Genomic DNA, 17660 nt, shown 5'->3' with positions numbered 1-17660 from the left:
TCATACGGTCTCGTCGTCCTGCTCGAGAACGGAGTCGTCTTCTACCTCGACCGCGACGTTCGAGAGATCCGCGCTCCAGTACTCAACGTCGGAATCGTTACTTCCCGGCCGGGGCTCAGGGAACAGAATGGAGACACCAACCACTACGTCGTCAGTCGGCGCCGCGAGCGGCCGACGCCCTCCCGTTCCCGTGTCCGACTCGGGCTCGATCGGGTACACCAACAGGAGGCCCTGGTCTGGGCGTTGGTCCTGCCGCAGCTTGAGGATCTCAACATGCGTTCCCGGTACCGGTCCGTCGACGATCAGATCGATAGTCTCGTCCCGTCGGCTGCTTAGAGTCTTGATGTCCGCGACACCACCGAGATCCTCGTCCTTCTGCCCGAGTCGGGCGCGCTTGACCATCCTGACCGAGACCCCGCCATCCATGTCGCAAGCAGCGGTCTCACCCCGGCTGTTCCCGATGACAGCGACACTCCATCGAAGAAGCGCCCCAGCTCGGACCCTCTTGCTGACGTAGTTAACGAGGCGATTGCGGTCACCATCCGACGATTCTCGGTGGAATTCATAGGTCTGCAGGAAATCGACCACGGTGCCGTAGGGAACATCCGTGAAGACCGCCGACTGCTTCCGGTCCTCCTCGCGGACACCGTCCTTGGCTGCGGCTCCGACTAGGGCCCTTGCCGCGGCCGCGTTACGTGCCAGCCAGTCGCCGCCGGTGTCGGAGACATCGAAGAACCGCGACTCGACGAGCTGACCGCCGTACGCGGCGTGCGCGAGGACGGCACTCGTCATCTTCGCCTTGGAAGTAATACTCATCTTCGGGTGCGACCGAAGACGCACCGCAAATGTCAGAGGCGTCTCGTTGGACGTCATATAGCGATTGATGTCTTGTCGCATGTCCGCTTCGACCGTGGCGAGGTGCTTGAACCACCCCTCAAGCTCATCGGTTATCCAGATTCGAGGAAGATCAGCGTAGTGGTCGCGGTATCCGAACCATCGGCCCATCTGCAGCAAGGTGTCGTAAGCAGACACCGCTCGGACGAAAATGCTCGAGATCAAGCCCTCGAGCGTCAGACCGCGGGAAAGAGTGCTGCCGCCAACCGCGATCGCGGTCACCGGACCCGACTCGTAGTTCAGCCGGTCCTTGCTGCGGTAGTTGTCGATTACCACACGGGTGTCACGGACGACCTCGGGGAGCTTGCCTAGTACCGACTCGAAGGGCACCTTCACTTCTTTGAAGTCACTGGCGGGGACACGAGACGTCTCGTCTTCCCAGGTCGAACGAAGACGCTCCACGAATACCGCATCTCCAGCGTTCAGCCGGCGCAAAGTCCGATCACGAAGGGCTAGTAGCGGCTCCTTGAACGCCTCATGCACACGCGTCTCGGTCGTCGTATGCACAAGCATCGACGAGTGTGGGTTACCGCCACCACGAACCCGACGTGCCGCAGTGGCAAGCCAAAACCACTCCACAGCAGACCGGAGAGAATGAGTAATCGCTGGCTCGAAGTCCGCGGCCTCTTTCCTGTTCTGCGGCTTGAGATCCTTAACCTCGCACTCTGGAACCTCCCGGATCATATCCCAGCCACCTGGCAGATCCTCAGGATCCTCGCCGTCGAGTAGATCGCGACCGAACAAGACCTCGGGGCCATGGTAGCCCTTTGGCTGCGGTAGGTTCACAATGAAATCGCGGGGATAGAAATCTTCTTCGACCGACGGGTTGATGAGAAGGTTCGCGAACGGCGTCGCCGTATACCCAATGTAGCCGACCCGCGGGAATTTGTTAAGGAGATCGAAAAGCAGCGGGTTAATCTTCTTCGTGGCGACCGTGGACTGATCGGCCTCGTCATCGATAATTAGAGTCGGGCACTTGTCAAGGTATTCACCGGCCGAACCAAGCCATTTGTTCAACTTACGTAAGACGGTAGCGTTCTTCTTAACTACAAGGAGCAGAAACTGTCCATTCGCAGCAAAGAAAGCCTTCGGGTTCGGCGGCGGGACGAAGTCCTGGGTCTCGCTAGTGACCTGGTGCCACTGTCCCGGGTTCGCGTCCACGAGATCCTTGATGAGTCGAATTTGTGTCTGACGGCGCAGTGCGTTGTGGATACCTGACAGCACGATAAACAACTTGTAGCCGCGGTCCGCAGCCTTCGCCATCACCGCGGTGAAGTTAGTAGTCTTGCCGGACTGGACGAACCCGACAACGAGCCCGCGGGTTCGGAACTCGTCCTGCTTCGGGTGGTCGAGGAGGGCGACGACCTTTGTGGACGACTCGTCGACCGACTCGACGTTCCCAAAGTCCTTCCTCCGCATGGACGCCACCAGGGCGGGCCAATTCTTGTCCTTGTCCATGTCAGGGCCCGTATACCAGGTCGGGCGTCCGTTAAGGAACACCGCTGGCGGTTCGTCGAGCTCCCGAATCCGCAGACTTTCGGCCTCATGCTTCGCCCGCACCAGCTCGATGGTCTTCTCTGCCGCGTCGAACAATCTCAGATTCTTCACTGCGTCATGCGGAGTCATCGACTCGGTGAACTTGAGGAACACCTGGTAGAGCTGCTCCACTTGTTCGTCCGAGATCTCTTCGACCGTCATTCGCCCCCCCTGCACTTATGCACACTCGGTTTCGATAAACAAAGTACTGAACTTGGACTCGCGCAAAACTCACCCCGATGGTTGCACCAGCCATTGAACTGTTGCGTGAGAAGCGCACACCATCGGAGTCGAAGCGACTCTGCACCAACCGGTCTCTTCTCAGCCAACTGACAGTATCGAACTCCCCCAAGCGCTTCGCACGGGGATGCGGAAAAAGCGTCAGAGAAGTCGGTGGACTCGGCCCGACATCGTCGCCGAGCTTCGATCGGACCCCCGGACGGCGCCGAGGATGCGTCGATTCCTGTCCGAGCCACAAGCTATCGTTTGCCCATGTCGCGCACGTCAGCCTTCCGAACTCTTGATCTATTTGCAGGAGCTGGCGGGCTTTCTGCAGGCCTACACGCTGCAGACGAACGCTTCAGGCCCGTCACCGCGGTCGAGATGGACGTAGCGGCAGCAGCGACCTACGCCACAAACTTCGACGCACACGTCTACGCTGGCAAGATCGAGGACTGGCTTGCCCACGAGGATGTACCTGAGGTCGATGTTGTCGTCGGCGGCCCACCCTGCCAGGGGTTCTCTTCACTCGGCAGACAAGACGCAGCCGATACCCGCAACAAGCTGTGGTCACAGTACGCGGAAGCGGTCCGGCTCGCTACGCCTCGCTATTTCATAATGGAGAACGTCCCACAGTTCATGAAGTCTCCGGAATTCGAACTTTTTCGCCAAAGCACCAAGCGCGACGGAAGACTGCAAAACTATACATTCGATGTAGCCGTTCTCAACTCCGCACATTTCGGCGCTGCGCAAGCGCGAAAACGAACGATCATCTTTGGCTGGCATCGAGATCTCAAATCTCCAGAACTCCCCAAAGATACACACAGCGAGAACCCGGTAACGGTGCGCGCGGCCCTTGCCGGCATCGCGCACACAGTTCACGAAACACAACTTCCCGATTCGTTTATTGAATTTAACGGAAAGCAACTCCCCGGAGCGTTCAAATCGATGGATCTACACCTAAGCAGGCGATACGAAAAGGTCTCACTCGACAGATTCAAAGAAATACCTTCGGGCGGAAATCGGTTCAACCTACCCGATCATTTACTAGCCGAGTGTTGGCGAAATCACAAAACAGGCTCCGCCGACGTAATGGGCCGGATGCATTGGGATCGCCCGTCGGTAACAATTCGAACGGAATTCTTCAAGCCCGAGAAGGGGCGCTACCTGCATCCGTCAGAGGATCGCGCAATTACGCACTATGAGGCGACGCGACTCCAAGGATTTCCCGAAGACTACCAGTGGGTAGGATCTAAAACTTCGATCGCCAAACAAATTGGTAATGCAGTACCTATTCCGCTTGGTCGCGCCATCGGCAGGACCATTTCCCGAGCACTCAGCGAAGACTAAAATCTGGACACATCGTCGATTCTCAGTTTCGAGCCAACTGGCTGAAACTAATTTGCATCACGTTGGTCAGCAAAAGCCTGTCACGAATATCACTTGTTCCTGAAGCCCCGTCCAACGACCTCAGGGTTTCGCGGTACGGTGGGTCCGCACGACACACCAAGCAGCGTCCGAACCGTAGATCCGGCCGGCGCCGGACAGGGGAATCATGACCGAGCACGACACCATCGACATCGAACCGACCCGTATCGACGGGGCACTGGCGATCGCCACGGAGGAGCGCGAGCAGCTGCACAGCCTCTCGGTGCGGACGCTGACCGAGCTGCTCGGCAGCGCGCCGGAGACCGACGAGGACGGCGACATCCTCATCCCCGTCCACGGCTTCGGCGTCTACGTCACCGTCGCCGAGGACGGCCCGCAGCTGCACGTGTGGTCCTCACTCGTCACCGGGCTCACCGACCACTCGAAGGCCGTCGAGCAGCTCGTCGAGCTGTCCGTCGAGTGGCCGCGTCTGCGCTTCACCCTCGAGGACGAGCACCTGCTGGTCTCGACGGTCGTCGACGCCGACCCGTTCGCCCCGCAGCATCTGATCAACCTGGTTGACGAGATCCACGAGCTCACCCACGACCTCGACGACGATTTCGCGGCGAAGTTCGGCGGCACCCTCGACTGCGATGCCGACGACGACTCCTACGCGGGCGGCTGCGGTGGCTGCGGTGACGACTGCGATTGCGGGCACGACGCGGGCGACCTCGGCTCCACCATCGCCGTCGGCGAGCCGAAGGCATAGTCACCAGCACCACCCGAACTGAATAGACAAGCGCCGCTATCGAAATCGATAGCGGCGCTTCTCTATCGGCAGGCCATCGCGACCTGTCGGCCCCCTCTTCCAACCTCCCGTGGCTTCGAGCGAAGTACGCCGACGAGCGCCGGTGGGCGCGCCTGCGCCTACCGGCCCGCCTGCGGCGTCGCGGGGCGCGCCGGGCCCTGGATGAACGCGTTGACGTCGACCCCCTTCTCGGCGGCCGACCGATCGGCATTGTTACCGCTCGCCAGGAACGGCCGGATCAGGTCGAGCGGCACCGGGAAGACCACCGTCGAGTTGCTCTCCCCGCCCATCTCCCCCAGCGTCTGCAGGTAGCGCAGTTGCAGCGTCGTCGGGTTGCGGCTGATCACGTCCGCGGCCTCGGCGAGTTTCGCCGACGCCTGGAACTCGGCCTCCGCGTTGATGATCTTGGCTCGCCGTTCCCGCTCGGCCTCGGCCTGCCGCGCGATGGCGCGCTGCATGTTGGACGGGATCTCCACGTCCTTGATCTCGACGGTGGTGACCTTCACGCCCCACGGTTCGGTCTGCTGATCGATCACCTTCTGCAGGTCCTCGTTGAGTTGTTCGCGCTCGGCCAGCAACGCGTCCAGCTCGGCCTTGCCGAGCACCGACCGCAGCGTCGTCTGCGCTATCTGCAGGGTGGCGGAGAAGAAGTCCTCTACCTCGACGATCGCCCGGTCCGCGTCGATCACCCGAAAGTACGCGACGGCGGTGACCTTCGCCGGCACGTTGTCGCGGGTGATCACCTCCTGCACCGGAATGTTCATCGTGACTGTCCGCAGGCTCACCCGTTCCATCCGATCGATCGCCGGAATCAGCAGGACCAGGCCTGGCCCCCTCAGTTCGACCAGCCGACCCAGGCGGAACAGCACACCGCGCTCGTACTCTCGCAGGACCCGGACCGCGGACGCGGCCAGGGTGGCCGCGAGCAGGACGACGATGACGAGAATGACAAGGATGGTGGTCATAGCGGCAACTCCCACGGTTCACGACGACGCACGGTCAGAGTGAGGCCGTGGATCTGCTCGACGACGACGGACTCCCCCGGCTCGGGGACGCCGTCATATCCGAATTCCATTCGGGCGCTCCATAACCCGCCGTCCGCCTCGACCTGCCCCTGCTCGCCCTCCCAGCTGCGGACCGTGGCGTCTGATCCGATCAACGACCCGACGCCCGTCTGCACCGGTGTTCGACGCGCGGCAAGCACCTTGCGTCCAGTCAGGGCGATCACACCGACTCCGACGACACCAACTCCGACGGTCGCGGGGATCGCGATCTCCTGTCCCATATCGCCCGACGTGAACAGCAGCCACACGCCCGCACCGGCGAGAACCGTGCCGAGCACACCGAGCGCACCGAGCGTCGGCGCGTGTGCCTCGATCACGATCAGCAACACACCCACTATCAGCGCCAACGCGCCCAACGCGGTCATCCTCACCCACCTCTTACGAGAGCCCGGTCGCTTCGCGTAGCCATTCGCGATCGAGCCCTCATTGTCAAAGGTAGGCGCGCTTCAACGACGCTGCCACCGTGCCGAAGCGGCCCTGTCGGTGGTTGGTGCAATCATCGCGACATGCATCAGCTTGACGAGGGGTTCGAGCCACCGGAGGCGTGCGTTCAGTGGTGCCGCGCCCGCGCCTATCCGCTCCACGTGCTGGACGACGGCGTCCAGGTGGACCTCAACTGGTGGAACCACCATCTCCGCGAGAACAACCACGAGATTGTTCTCCACGGACGGGACCTGGACGGCCAGGCCGTCAACCATGGGACCGCGGTTGTGCAGCGCAACGATCTCCGACTCGACAGCGAACTGTTCGAGGCCGACCACAACGGACTGGGTCTGCTGTTCCTCTGTGCGGCCTGGCGCAGCGCCCACCGGAACAGACGCGCCACCCGGCGTCTCCCCGACGTGTTTAACCCCAACGCACGTGAGGGCGAGGATCCGCTCGCCAAGATCAAGGCCGTCCTCGACCGCTGCGCCCGGGACAAGGCACTGCCACCGGCCATGCGCGACAACTGGTCGGGCTGGCCCGACACCCCCGGCGTCGGGGTCTCACTGATGGCCGTTTACCTGTGGGCGGTCGGGGTGACGCGGGAGGGCATCCGTGCGCAGATGATCGACCAGCACGGGGTCTCCACGCTGATCCACGAGGGGTGGCTCGAGGAACCGTCGGTCAGCGGCTTCACCCTCCGCCGCTACGACCGCTATCAAGAACTCCTTCGGACGTGGTCGATCCAGGCCCGCACCGAACCCGAGTTAATCGAGATGTGGCTGGTCCAGCGCTGGAACGCCCGTGTGGCGGAAGCCCGCAGTGGCGCCCGCGCCGAGCCCACCCTGTTCTGATCAGCGTCGACATGCGGACCTTGCGAATACGGCGACTGATCAACCAAACAGCCGATCTGTTGTGTCATTCGCTCGTCACCATCCGACACCGGTCATTGCCGTGCCGGAAAATCAGCCCGCACACCGGCGCATTACAGCCGAAGGCCCGTCAAACTGCCTGCACAATTAATCTGACCGCGGATTACTGATACGACACCCATCGGAATTGTGTGATAGTCGACGCGAGCATTAACGGCGAGCATTCCAAACGAAGGACGACCATGACTACACCCGCTGGATGGCATCCAGACCCACAAGGCTCCGGGCACCTGCGGTGGTGGGACGGACAACAGTGGACGTCGGCACTTCAGCCGCGCCCGACGGTCCCGACAGGTCCGACGCTGGCGGAACACCCGTCGGGGCCGCACGGTGACCCGGGCTCCGGTGGATCCCCGCGCAAGAAGTGGCCGTGGGTCGTCGGCGCGGTCGTAGCGCTCATCGTCATTGTCGGTGTGGTCAATTCAATCAGTAAATCGTCTGACGATGTGTCGACCAACGCAGCGAACACGACACAATCAAGCGCGGTCGAGAAAGCTCCAATCACCACCAAGTCGACGACCACCACGGTGGCTCCGCCGCCCCCGACCACAACGGTGGCGCTGCCACCCCCGGTCACACAGGTGGCACCGGTACAAACAGCAACGCAAGCGCCGCCCGTGACGGTCAAACCGGAGACCACCGCGCCGACAAGGGCCGAGTCCGGAATGACGGGCGGGCAGAGGAATGCCGTACGAGCGGCAAAGGGCTATCTCGATTACACCGCGTTCTCACGACAGGGCCTGATCGAGCAACTGGAATTCGAGGACTACTCGACCGCGGACGCGACCTTCGCCGTGGACTACGTGGCGCCCGATTGGAATGAACAGGCGGCAAAGGCTGCGGAGGACTACCTCGACTACACAGCCTTCTCACGACAAGGCCTGATCGACCAGTTGATGTTCGATGGCTATACGAGTGAACAGGCACGCTACGGAGTCGACCAGACCGGAATCTGACATCCCGGGCCATCGATTCGTTGAAACCGTCTTCCGACTGGTTCGAGAATCTGATCTGCGAGCTGTCAGTCCCCCACCGCCGAATCCTTACCTCCGCGTAGACCGGGGAGGTAAGGATTCGGCCTGGAGTAAGACACCTTATGAATGATCTCGTGGACACTTGTGTGATGCCGACCAATCCCGTCACCATCACCGTCACCGGCCACGCGAACCGGACCTTCGCACCGAACCGTTGCGTTGTGCACGTGAGTGTCGCGTTCGACGGCGCCACCCGAGCGGAGGCCGCCAACCCCGCCGCGAAGTCGGCAGCAGCACTGACCGAGCTGATCCGCACCGTCGCGAAGCACCCACAGCATCCGATTCGCCGCTGGTCCCTGGATCAGGTCCAGCACTCGCGGTACCGGCCGTATCACCCGAACGGCAAGAAGCTGCCGTGGAACTACCAGTCGACGGCCTCCGGCTCGGTGACCTTCCGCGACGCCTCGGCCGTGGCGCCCTTCATCGACCAGGCATCCGCAATCGAAGGCGTCGACGTCGGACGGCTCGAGTGGAAGCTCACCCGCAAGATCCGCACAAAGGCGCTGGCGCAGGTGCGCGACCTCGCCGTCCGCGACGCTCTCGCCAAGGCTGAGGGCTACACGCAAAGCCTCGGCTGCCGGCGGATCGAGGCGGTGGCCCTGGCCGACCCCGGCATGCTGAACGGAGGCCAACGCCCCGACTACGGCGCTCCGAGCATGCGGATGATGGCGGCGTCAGCGCCAGCGCACGACACCGCCGAGCGGCCGGCGATCGAACTGACCCCCGAGCCGATCCACGTCAGCGCCGATGTCGAGGCTCGCTTCGAGGCTTCATGAGCCGGGGCCCACTCACCCCCGCCGCAGCCCACTCGCCCGCAGGACCCGCCGCCGCACCCCGGCCCGCACGGCCTCCTCGGTCCCGACGATCCGCACATGGGTCCGGGCGCGGGTGATCGCGGTGTACAGCAACTCCCGGGTCAACATCGACGACTCCTCTCCCGGCAGGATCACCGAGACGGTGTCGTACTGGCTGCCCTGGCTTCGGTGGATCGTCATCGCATAAACGGTCTGCACCGACGCCAGATGACTCAGGTGCAGCAGGTACGGCTCCTCGCCGCGTGCGAAGGCCGCCACCAGCTCGCCGTCGGCATCCCCGCTGCCGGCGACGACAACACCGGTGTCGCCGTTGTAGATCCGGGTCTCGTGGTCGTTCGCGGTCACCATCAGCGGCTGCCCGGCGTACCAGCGTTCGGCATCCAGCCGACTCCCGGTGGCCTCACCGATCCAGTTCATCGAATTGCGCGCCCACCACGCCGCTCCGAAAGGTCCTTCCCGGTGTGCACACAGCAACCGATGCTGCTCCGATGCCCGCAGCGCCGCCACCGCGTCACCTGCCGCGGCGGCCTCGGTCACCGCAGCCGAGGTCGACACCACGTCCGCACGCAGCGCCGACAGCTCCTCCGGCGCCGCGAAGGACACGTCCGGCTCCCCACTGCGTAGGATCTCGAGCACGCGATCCTCGTCGCCATCGCGCACCGCGACCGCCAACCGCGCTATCGCACCGCCGAATCGCCGTCCACGGCTGAGACGAATCACCCCGCCGCGCAACCGGTCCCGCTCGGCCGCACTCAGGGCCGCCTCGGCCGGATCATCCGACGCCGACAGGTCCGCACCGACAACACGGGCCAGCGCCGGGTTCAGGGCGCCGGTCACCGGGCGGGCCACCAGGTCGGCCAGTACCGCACCGGCATCGACGGAAGTCAGCTGGTCCGGGTCGCCGACGAGCACCAACCGCGCCTCGGGCCGGACGGCCTCGAGCAGTCGGCACATCATCGTCAGCGACACCATCGACGTCTCGTCCACCACGATCACGTCGTACGGCAGATGGTTGGTCTCGTTGTAGCGGAACCGGCTGGTGCCGCGCCGCCACCCGAGCATCCGGTGCAGCGTCATCGCCGACAGATCCGCCCGCAGCCCGACGACCTCTGCCTGCTCTCGCACCGACTCCTGCAGCCGCGCCGCCGCCTTGCCGGTCGGCGCGGCCAGCCCTATTCGCAACCCTGGATGCTGGCGCTCGAGCAGGGCCAGGATCCGCGCCACGGTGTGCGTCTTACCGGTTCCGGGACCACCGGCGATCACCGATGTCGAATACGTGACCGCAACGGCCGCGGCGATCCGCTGCCGGTCCGGGGCATCCGACGGCCGCGACGGATCCCGGAAGTCCCGGAACAACTCACCCAATCCGGTTCGCAGCAGATCCTCGTCGACGGCCGGGTGTCCCTGCGCCCGCTCGTCGAGGATCCGGCGGATGGTCTCCTCCTGCCGGAAGTACCGGTCCAGATACAACAGCCCGTCCACCAGCCGCAGCGGACGCAGCGGCCCCGCATCGCCGCCGACCACCAGCGGACTGGAAGCCAGACCCTCGGCGACGACGGCGTCGTCGGGCCACGGCAGCGCGGAGAGATCCACCTCGGTGTCGTCGTCGACCGTCACCTCCCGAATCCGGCTGAGGTCCAGGCACACCGAACCCGATCGCACCGCCCGCACCGCCAGCGCGGTCGCCAGGTGCACGGGTTCGCTGGTCTCCCCGCCGAGCGCCGCGAGCCGCAGTGCCACATGCACATCGGCCGCCTCGAGTACCCCGGCGTCGTTGAACTCCCGCAACACACCCTTGCCGCGCTGCGCCACCCGCGCCTCGGTCATGCGTCCACCTCGCGATCGGTGATGCCGGCCAACAGGTCCGACAGCGCGATCACCAGCGCGGCCGGCGGATTCCAGTCGAATACCCCGGCCCCGTCGGGGGTCTCGGGGCCGACCATGCCGCGCACGAACAGGTACTGCACCCCGCCGAGATGGGTCTCCGGGTTGTAGCCGGGCAGTCGCCACCGCAGATACCGATGCAGCGCAACGGCATACAGCAGCGCCTGCAGCGGATAGTGCGAGCGCATCATCTCCCCGGCCATAGCCTCACGGGTGAAGTCGGCAGTGGTCAGCTCGCCTGGCGCAATCCGGTTGGTCTTGTAGTCCACCACCACGAATCGGGGACCGGAGACCCGCAGGACGGCGTCGATGCTGCCGGTGAGATACCCGCGCAGGGGATTCGGGTCGAGCGCCGCCAACCGGTCCGCGTAGGGCGAGAGCACATCGTCGCCGGGCAGGTGCTCACGCAGCAGCCTGGCCACCCGGTGCAGCGTCACCGTGACCGCCGCCGGATCGTCGCCACCGGCCAGCGGCAGCTCGAAGTCCAGCTCCGGCAACCGGTCCGCGGGCATGATCGCGGCCAGCGTGCCGCCCCCCGCGAGCGGGGTATGCAGCACCGGCAGCAACGCAGCCGCGAGTGCCGACGGATCCACCTGCGACATCCGCGCCGCGACCGCCTCCCGGCAGCGCAGCAGCAGCTCCGCCTCGAGGTCCGCGGCAGCGGTGTCGACGTACTCGAGGATCTCGTGGACGAGGGTTCCGAACACTGCGCCGTACGGCATGTCGTTCATCGTCGACGGAATGCCCGGCGCCGGCACCGGGGCGATCAGCGCGGGCTCCTCGGGTTCGTCGTCCGTCCCTGGCTCCTCGGCCTCGCTGCCACTACCGGAATGCTCGTGCGCCGACGCGGTCAGCGCCGTGTACGACGTGCGCCGCCAGCCCACGTCGAGCGCCCGATCGAACACCGCGGCGGCCAGTTCCCCGGAGTCCTCGTGCGGCGGCGCCCACGACACCTCCGGGATCGGATCGGCGCCGACGGCCTCCACCCGGATCGTCGCCGGGGACGTCTCGGCCCAGCGCAGAAGGTGCTGTGCGACGACCGGATCCTCGGGCACGCCCACCTTCTGCGGGACGTCGGACTCCCCCGGCTCCCGGCCGAACAGCATCCGGTGCAGGGGCGCCTCGTTGGTGGAGTATGCGGGCGCCCACCACAGCACCAGCTGGCACTGGGCACGGGTGAGCGCCACGTACAGCAGCCGCAGATCCTCACCCGCCGCCTCAGCGTCCCGGCGTCGTCGACGCTCGGCATAGCCGGGGCTGCCCTCGCCGCCGATGTCGAGGATGCGTCGGCCGTCATCGTCGTGCAGCAACAGCCGGTCGGGATCCGCATGCCGCCCGGTGCTCCACCCGAAAGGCACGTAGACAATGGGGTATTCGAGACCCTTGCTCGCGTGCACGGTCGCGATCTGCACTGCGGCGGCATCGCTGTCGAGGCGTCGGCTACGGTCGCCGCCACCGGACTTGGGGTCCTTGATCCGCTCGGTGAGCCACCCGGTGAGCGCGGTGAGCCCGAGGGATTGGTCCACCGCGACGGCGCCGAGCAACTGACCGATGTGCCGCAGGTCGGTGAGCGTGCGTTCCCCGGCCGTCACCGCGAGCAGCCTGGCCTCGAGCCCGGAATCGGTTGCCAGGCGCTCGAACAGTGCCGCAAAGCCGGACTGAGCGAACACCGCCGTCAGCTCCCGTAACTGCCCGCCGACCCGTGCGACGAGCTCGTCGCTGCGGGCGTCGATCTGCTCGGCTGTCCAGCCGAGCAGCGGGGTGAGCGCCGCGAGCCGTACCCGGTCGGGGCGGTGCGGCTGTTCGAGTGCCTGCAGCACCCGCAGCCAGTGCTGCGCCGATGGCGTCTCGAACACGCTGGTGCCGCCCGCCAGCACCGACGGCACGCCGACCCGGTCGAGAGCCTCACGCACCAGCGTGATCTGCGCATTGGTGCCCGCAAGGACCGCGATATCGCCGGGAGCGACAGGGCGGCTGCCGCCGTTCAGGTCGAGGGTGATGCCGCTGTCGAGTAGAGCGACGATATCGGCCGCGACATCTGCCGCGACCCGCGAGCGCAGTGCGCCGACCGCTGGATAGCCCGAGTTGTTGAGCCGGCCCGCCCCGGCCCGGCAGAGGTACCGCAGCCGCAGCGGCGGAGCGCCGTGCAGCCGGGAACCCGGCTTCGCCGCCGAAACGGAGTGCACGACGATGCCGGAGTGCCCGAGGGCGGCTCCACCGTGCAGATGGCCCAGCGCCGCAACCAGTTCCGCATCGCTGCGCCAGTTGGTGGTGAGATCCTGATGGCTGTCTGCGGACCCGACGGCGTCGAGGTAGCTGAGCACCTCGGCCCCGCGGAACGCGTAGATGGCCTGCTTGGGATCGCCGACCAGGACCAGCGTGGAGTGCCCGTGGAATGCGGACCGCAGGATCCCCCACTGCTGCGGATCAGTGTCCTGAAACTCGTCGACCAGCACCACCCGGTAGCGGTCTCGCACCCGCCGGCACGCGGCCTCGCCGTGCTCGGGATCGGTGAGCACCCCGTGCAGCAGTTCGGGCAGATCGTCGAAGTCTCGGATGCCGGCCAGTCGCTTGCGGCGTCGCGCCTCCTCTCGCACCGCGGTGGCGAACGCGACAGCGTCACCGGCCCTACTGCCCTCGGCGCCCTCCGGGGCAAGCGTGGCCTGAGGGTCGAAGATCGCGGCCCGTGCCGCGCTGCGGGCATCTGCGGGCCGCAGGGTCGGGGAGTCGGAGCGCCCGAAACGTTGCAGGAACAGATCGGCGATCACCTCGGCGGTGAGGTCGTCGGCCTGCTCCACCAGGACGGCGTCGGGGTCCCGTTCGCCCGCGATACCGAGGCCGTCGAGCATGCGCTGACAGAAGCTGTGGGTGGTGACGATCGTGCCGGCATCGAAGTCCGACAGCGCCTGCATCAGCCGTCGGCGCCGCAGGGCCACCTCGCCGGAATCCGCGTCGGCGAGATGGGCAACCAAGGGATCACCGCTGGCGCGCGCAGCGAGCGGATCCACCAATCCAGCTGCGGCGGAGGCAAATCGCTCGCGGGTGCGCTCCCGAAGCTCCTTGGTGGCGGCACGACTGAACGTCACCAGCAACAGCTGCGCCAGATCGACCCCCGCCTCGGCAACGAACCGGGCCGCCAGGCCGACGATCGCGTAGGTCTTGCCGGTGCCGGCGCTCGCCTCGAGCACGGTGGTCCCGCTCGGCAGCGGGGCGAGCAGGTCGAAGGCGGTGCCGGTGGTCGGCGATGTTCCGGCGGTCACGGTTCTCCCAGGGTTTCGGCGGCCAGCAGCGGGTACCACAGCGCGGTCGCTTCGGCACCGAACCGACTGGGTTCATGGGACCCGGGCGGCGCATCGTTGTCGATCAGGCCCGACAGGCTCGCCCCGACGCCGTGCACGAACTGGATGTGGCGGTCCAGGCTGTCGTCGAATCCCTTGTCCCACGCGCGTTCCGCCGCAACGAGGGCAAGCTCGATCGATCGCCCCCGGAACCGCTGGTCCGCGTACGCCGACGACGCCCCCGGCGACATCGGCAGCGGAGCCTCGAGGCCCCGGTCACGCATCTGCACCAGCCGGGCGAGCACCTCCGCCGCGTTCTCCGGGGCAGCCAGGGTCGACCGGGCGACGAGGACGCGACCGCTGCCGCGACCGGTGGTGACCGCCGTGAGGTTCGCGGCCCCACCACTTGCCGCCACGGCAAGCAGCCGCACCCACGCCCCGATTCGGTGCTTGGGCGCGAGCCGCGAGAAGGTGGTGCGGGCCAGGACATCACGGTAGATGCCGTCGACGGTGCCGACGAGTCGGCGCCCGAGTCCCAGGTCGATGTCCACATCGACCGCCTCGGGGCGTCCGGCGTGCACCGGCGCAGCGGCCCGGACCAACGATTCGACGGTCCATTCGATGTCGGCCAACACCGTCGCACCCAGCTTGGCTGGGGGCAGCGTGCCTCGACGCCATTCGGCGGCCCGGAAGGCCGCGGGATCCGTCCCGGCGAGGCGGGCCGCGAGCATCCGGTCGCCGATCCCCCACCGCGCCAACGGATCGAGCTCGAGGTCGAGTGCGTCGGCGGTGTCCTCGTCGAGGTCGGGAACCCGGAAACCGAGCCGCTGGCGCAGGAACCCCTGGACGGGGTTCTCGAGAAACGCGATCAACTCAGCCAGGTCCACGTCGCCGGGCTGGACCGGCGCGAGCGGCGCGGGCAGGAACGGCGCCTGCGGCACCGACGGGCGCTGTGCCGCCTGCGCGCCGGCCAGCGCACTGCGGTCGAAACTCACCGGCTGGTCCGGATCGAAGTTGCGGGGGTCGAACGGCTGCAACGCGTGCCGGGTGACGACGGCATCCGAGCCGACCATCGTGGCCAGCACGTCCCGCAGCTCGCTCAGCGGCACCGCCGGCGGACGTGGGGTGCCGTTGACCGGGTCGGCACCGGTGTAGAACAGCAGCAACCGCTCGTCCGCCGACATGATCGCGTCGAGCAGCAGCTGCCGGTCCTCGCTGCGCGGATCACGTTCGCCGACAAGCGGATCACGAGCCAGCACGTCGTCGCCGTCGATGTTGGTACCGCGCGGGAAGACGTCGTCGTCGAGCCCGAGGAGGACCACCACCCGGTGGGGAACGGACCGCATCGGAACCATCGTGCACACCGTCAGCTCGCCGGTGCGGAAGTTCGCCCGGGTGGGTCGGCCGGCGAGCCGCGACCGGAGCATCGCGCGCACATCGGATAACCGCAGGTGCGTGTCGCCCGCGTGCTCGACGGCGGCGGCCAGCTCCCGGTGCGCCTGCCCCAGTTGCCACGCGTCCGTCTCCGGGACGTCGACCAGCAGATCCAGCGCGCGGGCGAGGGCCTTGGACCATTCGCCCGCGGACTGCGGTCCGGTGAGCCCGCGCAGTGACACGTCGAGGCGGTCGACGAACTCGGCCAGCCGCCCGGCGAAGTCGATGTCGTTGCTCTCGACATCGTCGAGCGGCAGCGCCAGCGAGAGCCACTCGCCGTCCGCATCGTCGGCGGCGGTGCCGAGCAGGATCCGGTCGAGCGCCGCCCGGAGGGTGTTCTGTTCGAAGTCTCCGAGCCCGTAGGCCCGACGCTCACGCGGCCCGATGCCCCACCGCGCGCCTGCCGCCGCGATCCACTCCCGCATCCGCTCGAGGTTGTCGTCGTCGAACGTGAACCGTCGGCGCACCGGCGCGGTCGCGGCGAGGTCCAGCACCTGGCTGACAGTGACCCGAGCGTCCGACATCTCGAGTAGCGTGCCGACCACCGCGAGAACCGGATTGGTCTGGTGCAGTGCACGATCCGCAAGACGAACCCGCAGCCGATGACCAGGATGGCCAAGGTGACCGGGATAGCTGGGCTGACTCGGCGCGCCCTGACCGAATGCGGCCCGCACCAGCGGTGCGTACGACTCGACGTCCGGGCACACGACGAGCACGTCGCGGGGCTCGAGCGTGGGATCGTCCTGGAACAGGTGCAGCAGTCGCTCACGCAGCGCCTCCACCTGACGCGCAGGGCCGTGGCACGAGTGAATCTCGACCGTGTCGTCGAACGTCCATGCCGACGGCGCCCGGTCGGCAGCGATATCCGACTGGAGCCGTCCGAGCAGCGTCGACGGCCGGGGCGGCGCCGGATGATGGATGTCGACGAGATCCACCGCGGACAGCCGGGACTGCAGCTCTCGGACGTCGCGCGCCAGGCTCGCCAGCAGGGGATGTGACGCCGACAGCGCGCGGTGATCGTCTGCGCGCCGGATCGGCGCAGCAGCATCCGCGGACGAACCCCACATCTCGAGACTCGGATGCGGGATCCACACGTGCACATCCCGATTCGATGCCAGTGCCGACAACACCGCAATCTGGTCGGCGCCGAGACGGGTGGGGCCGAACAGCGACAGCCGTTCCGGCAGATCCACCAGGCCCGGCTCGGTACGCAACCGGGCACAGGCGCCGTCCAGCCGCTCGGCGGGGCTGAGCGTCCCGATCCGCTCCCGCAGCCGCCGCCACAGCTGGGGCTGCCACAGCAGATCCTCATCGAGCGGGTCGGCCCCGTCGGTGTCGCGGCCGGCGGCCCAGTCGACGAGCATCGCGGGGCGCTGCGCACCGTACGAGCGGAACAGTTCCGCCAGATGCGCCGCGGTTCCGTACCTGCGGCCCACTCGGTGATCGCCGGCAGTGTGCGCGTCGACGCCGCGGCCGAGATGACGGGCGAGCACCACGCACCACGGCTCGTCCAGGCAGCCGTCGATGACGTCGAGCAGAGTCCACAGCATCCGCGACGGGTGCCATGGGTCGTTCTCGGCGTCGAGGCCCGTGGCCGCTGCGAGCACCTCGTCGACCAGCCGGGTGGGAGACGGGAAGTCGATATTTGCGGCGACACCGTCTCCGTACGCGCCACGGTCTCCCGCCCCGAGTATCCGCGAGAGCCGCTGGGTGAGCCAGCGCTCTACCCCCTTCGCAGGAACCGCCACGACCTCACGCCGAAAAGGATCGGTCAGCGGCGCAACCAGCACATCGGCCAGCGCAGACGCCAGCGTGCCCGCACCCTGTGCGCGATGCAGCGTCAGCAATTCCGTAACCCCCTACCGGGTTGCCCCCGACCGGCGTCGTCGGTGCGGCGGATTCGGCCTAGAAGTATCACACCGAACCGACACGAACCGACACCCAGTCCGAGCCGGACCGCCCCGATCAGCC

Annotated in this window: 11 protein-coding genes; 5 read left to right on the top strand and 6 right to left on the bottom strand. The window is 66.6% G+C overall.

Annotated features, from left to right (window positions below; translation table 11 throughout):
* Complete coding sequence (locus ERC79_RS19530) at window positions 1-2592, bottom strand: Z1 domain-containing protein (RefSeq protein WP_131580046.1); 2592 nt, start codon at window positions 2590-2592, stop codon at window positions 1-3.
* A 330-nt stretch (window positions 2593-2922) separates the two neighbouring features.
* Here ERC79_RS19530 and ERC79_RS19525 point away from each other — a divergent pair, with 330 nt between their 5' ends.
* Window positions 2923-3999, top strand: a complete 1077-nt coding sequence (locus ERC79_RS19525; protein ID WP_131580045.1) for a DNA cytosine methyltransferase — start codon at window positions 2923-2925, stop codon at window positions 3997-3999.
* Between the two features lie 205 nt (window positions 4000-4204).
* A complete protein-coding gene (locus tag ERC79_RS19520; protein WP_131580044.1) occupies window positions 4205-4786 on the top strand; it encodes a hypothetical protein in 582 nt (193 codons plus the stop codon).
* A gap of 158 nt (window positions 4787-4944) precedes the next feature.
* Here ERC79_RS19520 and ERC79_RS19515 read toward each other — a convergent pair whose 3' ends face one another.
* Entirely contained in the window at window positions 4945-5790 is an 846-nt protein-coding gene (locus ERC79_RS19515) for a slipin family protein (protein ID WP_131580043.1), read from the bottom strand.
* Window positions 5787-6254: an NfeD family protein gene (locus tag ERC79_RS19510; protein ID WP_131580042.1), complete on the bottom strand. Its 468-nt coding sequence runs from the start codon at window positions 6252-6254 to the stop codon at window positions 5787-5789. Before ERC79_RS19510 ends, ERC79_RS19515 begins: the two co-directional genes overlap by 4 nt.
* 141 nt (window positions 6255-6395) lie before the next feature.
* Here ERC79_RS19510 and ERC79_RS19505 point away from each other — a divergent pair, with 141 nt between their 5' ends.
* The 3 genes from ERC79_RS19505 (at window position 6396) to ERC79_RS19495 (ending at window position 9054) form a co-directional block, all read left to right on the top strand.
* Window positions 6396-7166: a hypothetical protein gene (locus ERC79_RS19505; protein ID WP_131580041.1), complete on the top strand. Its 771-nt coding sequence runs from the start codon at window positions 6396-6398 to the stop codon at window positions 7164-7166.
* 260 nt (window positions 7167-7426) lie between these two features.
* A complete protein-coding gene (locus ERC79_RS19500) occupies window positions 7427-8200 on the top strand; it encodes an Ltp family lipoprotein (protein WP_131580040.1) in 774 nt (257 codons plus the stop codon).
* Window positions 8201-8367: 167 nt separating this feature from the next.
* The gene (locus ERC79_RS19495) at window positions 8368-9054 is read left to right on the top strand and encodes an SIMPL domain-containing protein (protein ID WP_131580039.1); all 687 of its coding nucleotides are present in this window, start codon (window positions 8368-8370) and stop codon (window positions 9052-9054) included.
* A 12-nt stretch (window positions 9055-9066) separates the two neighbouring features.
* On the opposite strand, the gene recD is transcribed toward ERC79_RS19495, so the two are convergent.
* The 3 genes from recD to recC are packed head-to-tail and all read right to left on the bottom strand — an operon-like array spanning window position 9067 to window position 17536.
* Window positions 9067-10920 (bottom strand): exodeoxyribonuclease V subunit alpha, encoded by a 1854-nt coding sequence (recD, locus tag ERC79_RS19490; protein WP_131580038.1) that lies wholly within the window; start codon window positions 10918-10920, stop codon window positions 9067-9069.
* The gene (locus tag ERC79_RS19485; protein ID WP_131580037.1) at window positions 10917-14237 is read right to left on the bottom strand and encodes a UvrD-helicase domain-containing protein; all 3321 of its coding nucleotides are present in this window, start codon (window positions 14235-14237) and stop codon (window positions 10917-10919) included. The genes recD and ERC79_RS19485 overlap by 4 nt, the downstream gene beginning before the upstream one ends.
* Window positions 14234-17536 (bottom strand): exodeoxyribonuclease V subunit gamma, encoded by a 3303-nt coding sequence (gene recC, locus ERC79_RS19480; protein WP_131580036.1) that lies wholly within the window; start codon window positions 17534-17536, stop codon window positions 14234-14236. The genes ERC79_RS19485 and recC overlap by 4 nt, the downstream gene beginning before the upstream one ends.
* Window positions 17537-17660: the final 124 nt, after the last annotated feature.

Source organism: Rhodococcus sp. ABRD24, from assembly GCF_004328705.1.
Taxonomy (GTDB): Bacteria; Actinomycetota; Actinomycetes; order Mycobacteriales; family Mycobacteriaceae; genus Prescottella.
The sequence above is the reverse complement of the archived record's forward strand: the minus strand, read 5'-3'. Positions and strand labels throughout refer to the sequence as shown.

Bases quoted from the DNA above. Each gene is read 5' to 3' on its own strand.
- ERC79_RS19530 (WP_131580046.1), bottom strand. From the start codon at position 2,592: ATGACGGTCGAAGAGATCTCGGACGAACAAGTGGAGCAGCTCTACCAG.
- ERC79_RS19525 (WP_131580045.1), top strand. From the start codon at position 2,923: ATGTCGCGCACGTCAGCCTTCCGAACTCTTGATCTATTTGCAGGAGCT.
- ERC79_RS19520 (WP_131580044.1), top strand. From the start codon at position 4,205: ATGACCGAGCACGACACCATCGACATCGAACCGACCCGTATCGACGGG.
- ERC79_RS19515 (WP_131580043.1), bottom strand. From the start codon at position 5,790: ATGACCACCATCCTTGTCATTCTCGTCATCGTCGTCCTGCTCGCGGCC.
- ERC79_RS19510 (WP_131580042.1), bottom strand. From the start codon at position 6,254: ATGACCGCGTTGGGCGCGTTGGCGCTGATAGTGGGTGTGTTGCTGATC.
- ERC79_RS19505 (WP_131580041.1), top strand. From the start codon at position 6,396: ATGCATCAGCTTGACGAGGGGTTCGAGCCACCGGAGGCGTGCGTTCAG.
- ERC79_RS19500 (WP_131580040.1), top strand. From the start codon at position 7,427: ATGACTACACCCGCTGGATGGCATCCAGACCCACAAGGCTCCGGGCAC.
- ERC79_RS19495 (WP_131580039.1), top strand. From the start codon at position 8,368: ATGCCGACCAATCCCGTCACCATCACCGTCACCGGCCACGCGAACCGG.
- recD (WP_131580038.1), bottom strand. From the start codon at position 10,920: ATGACCGAGGCGCGGGTGGCGCAGCGCGGCAAGGGTGTGTTGCGGGAG.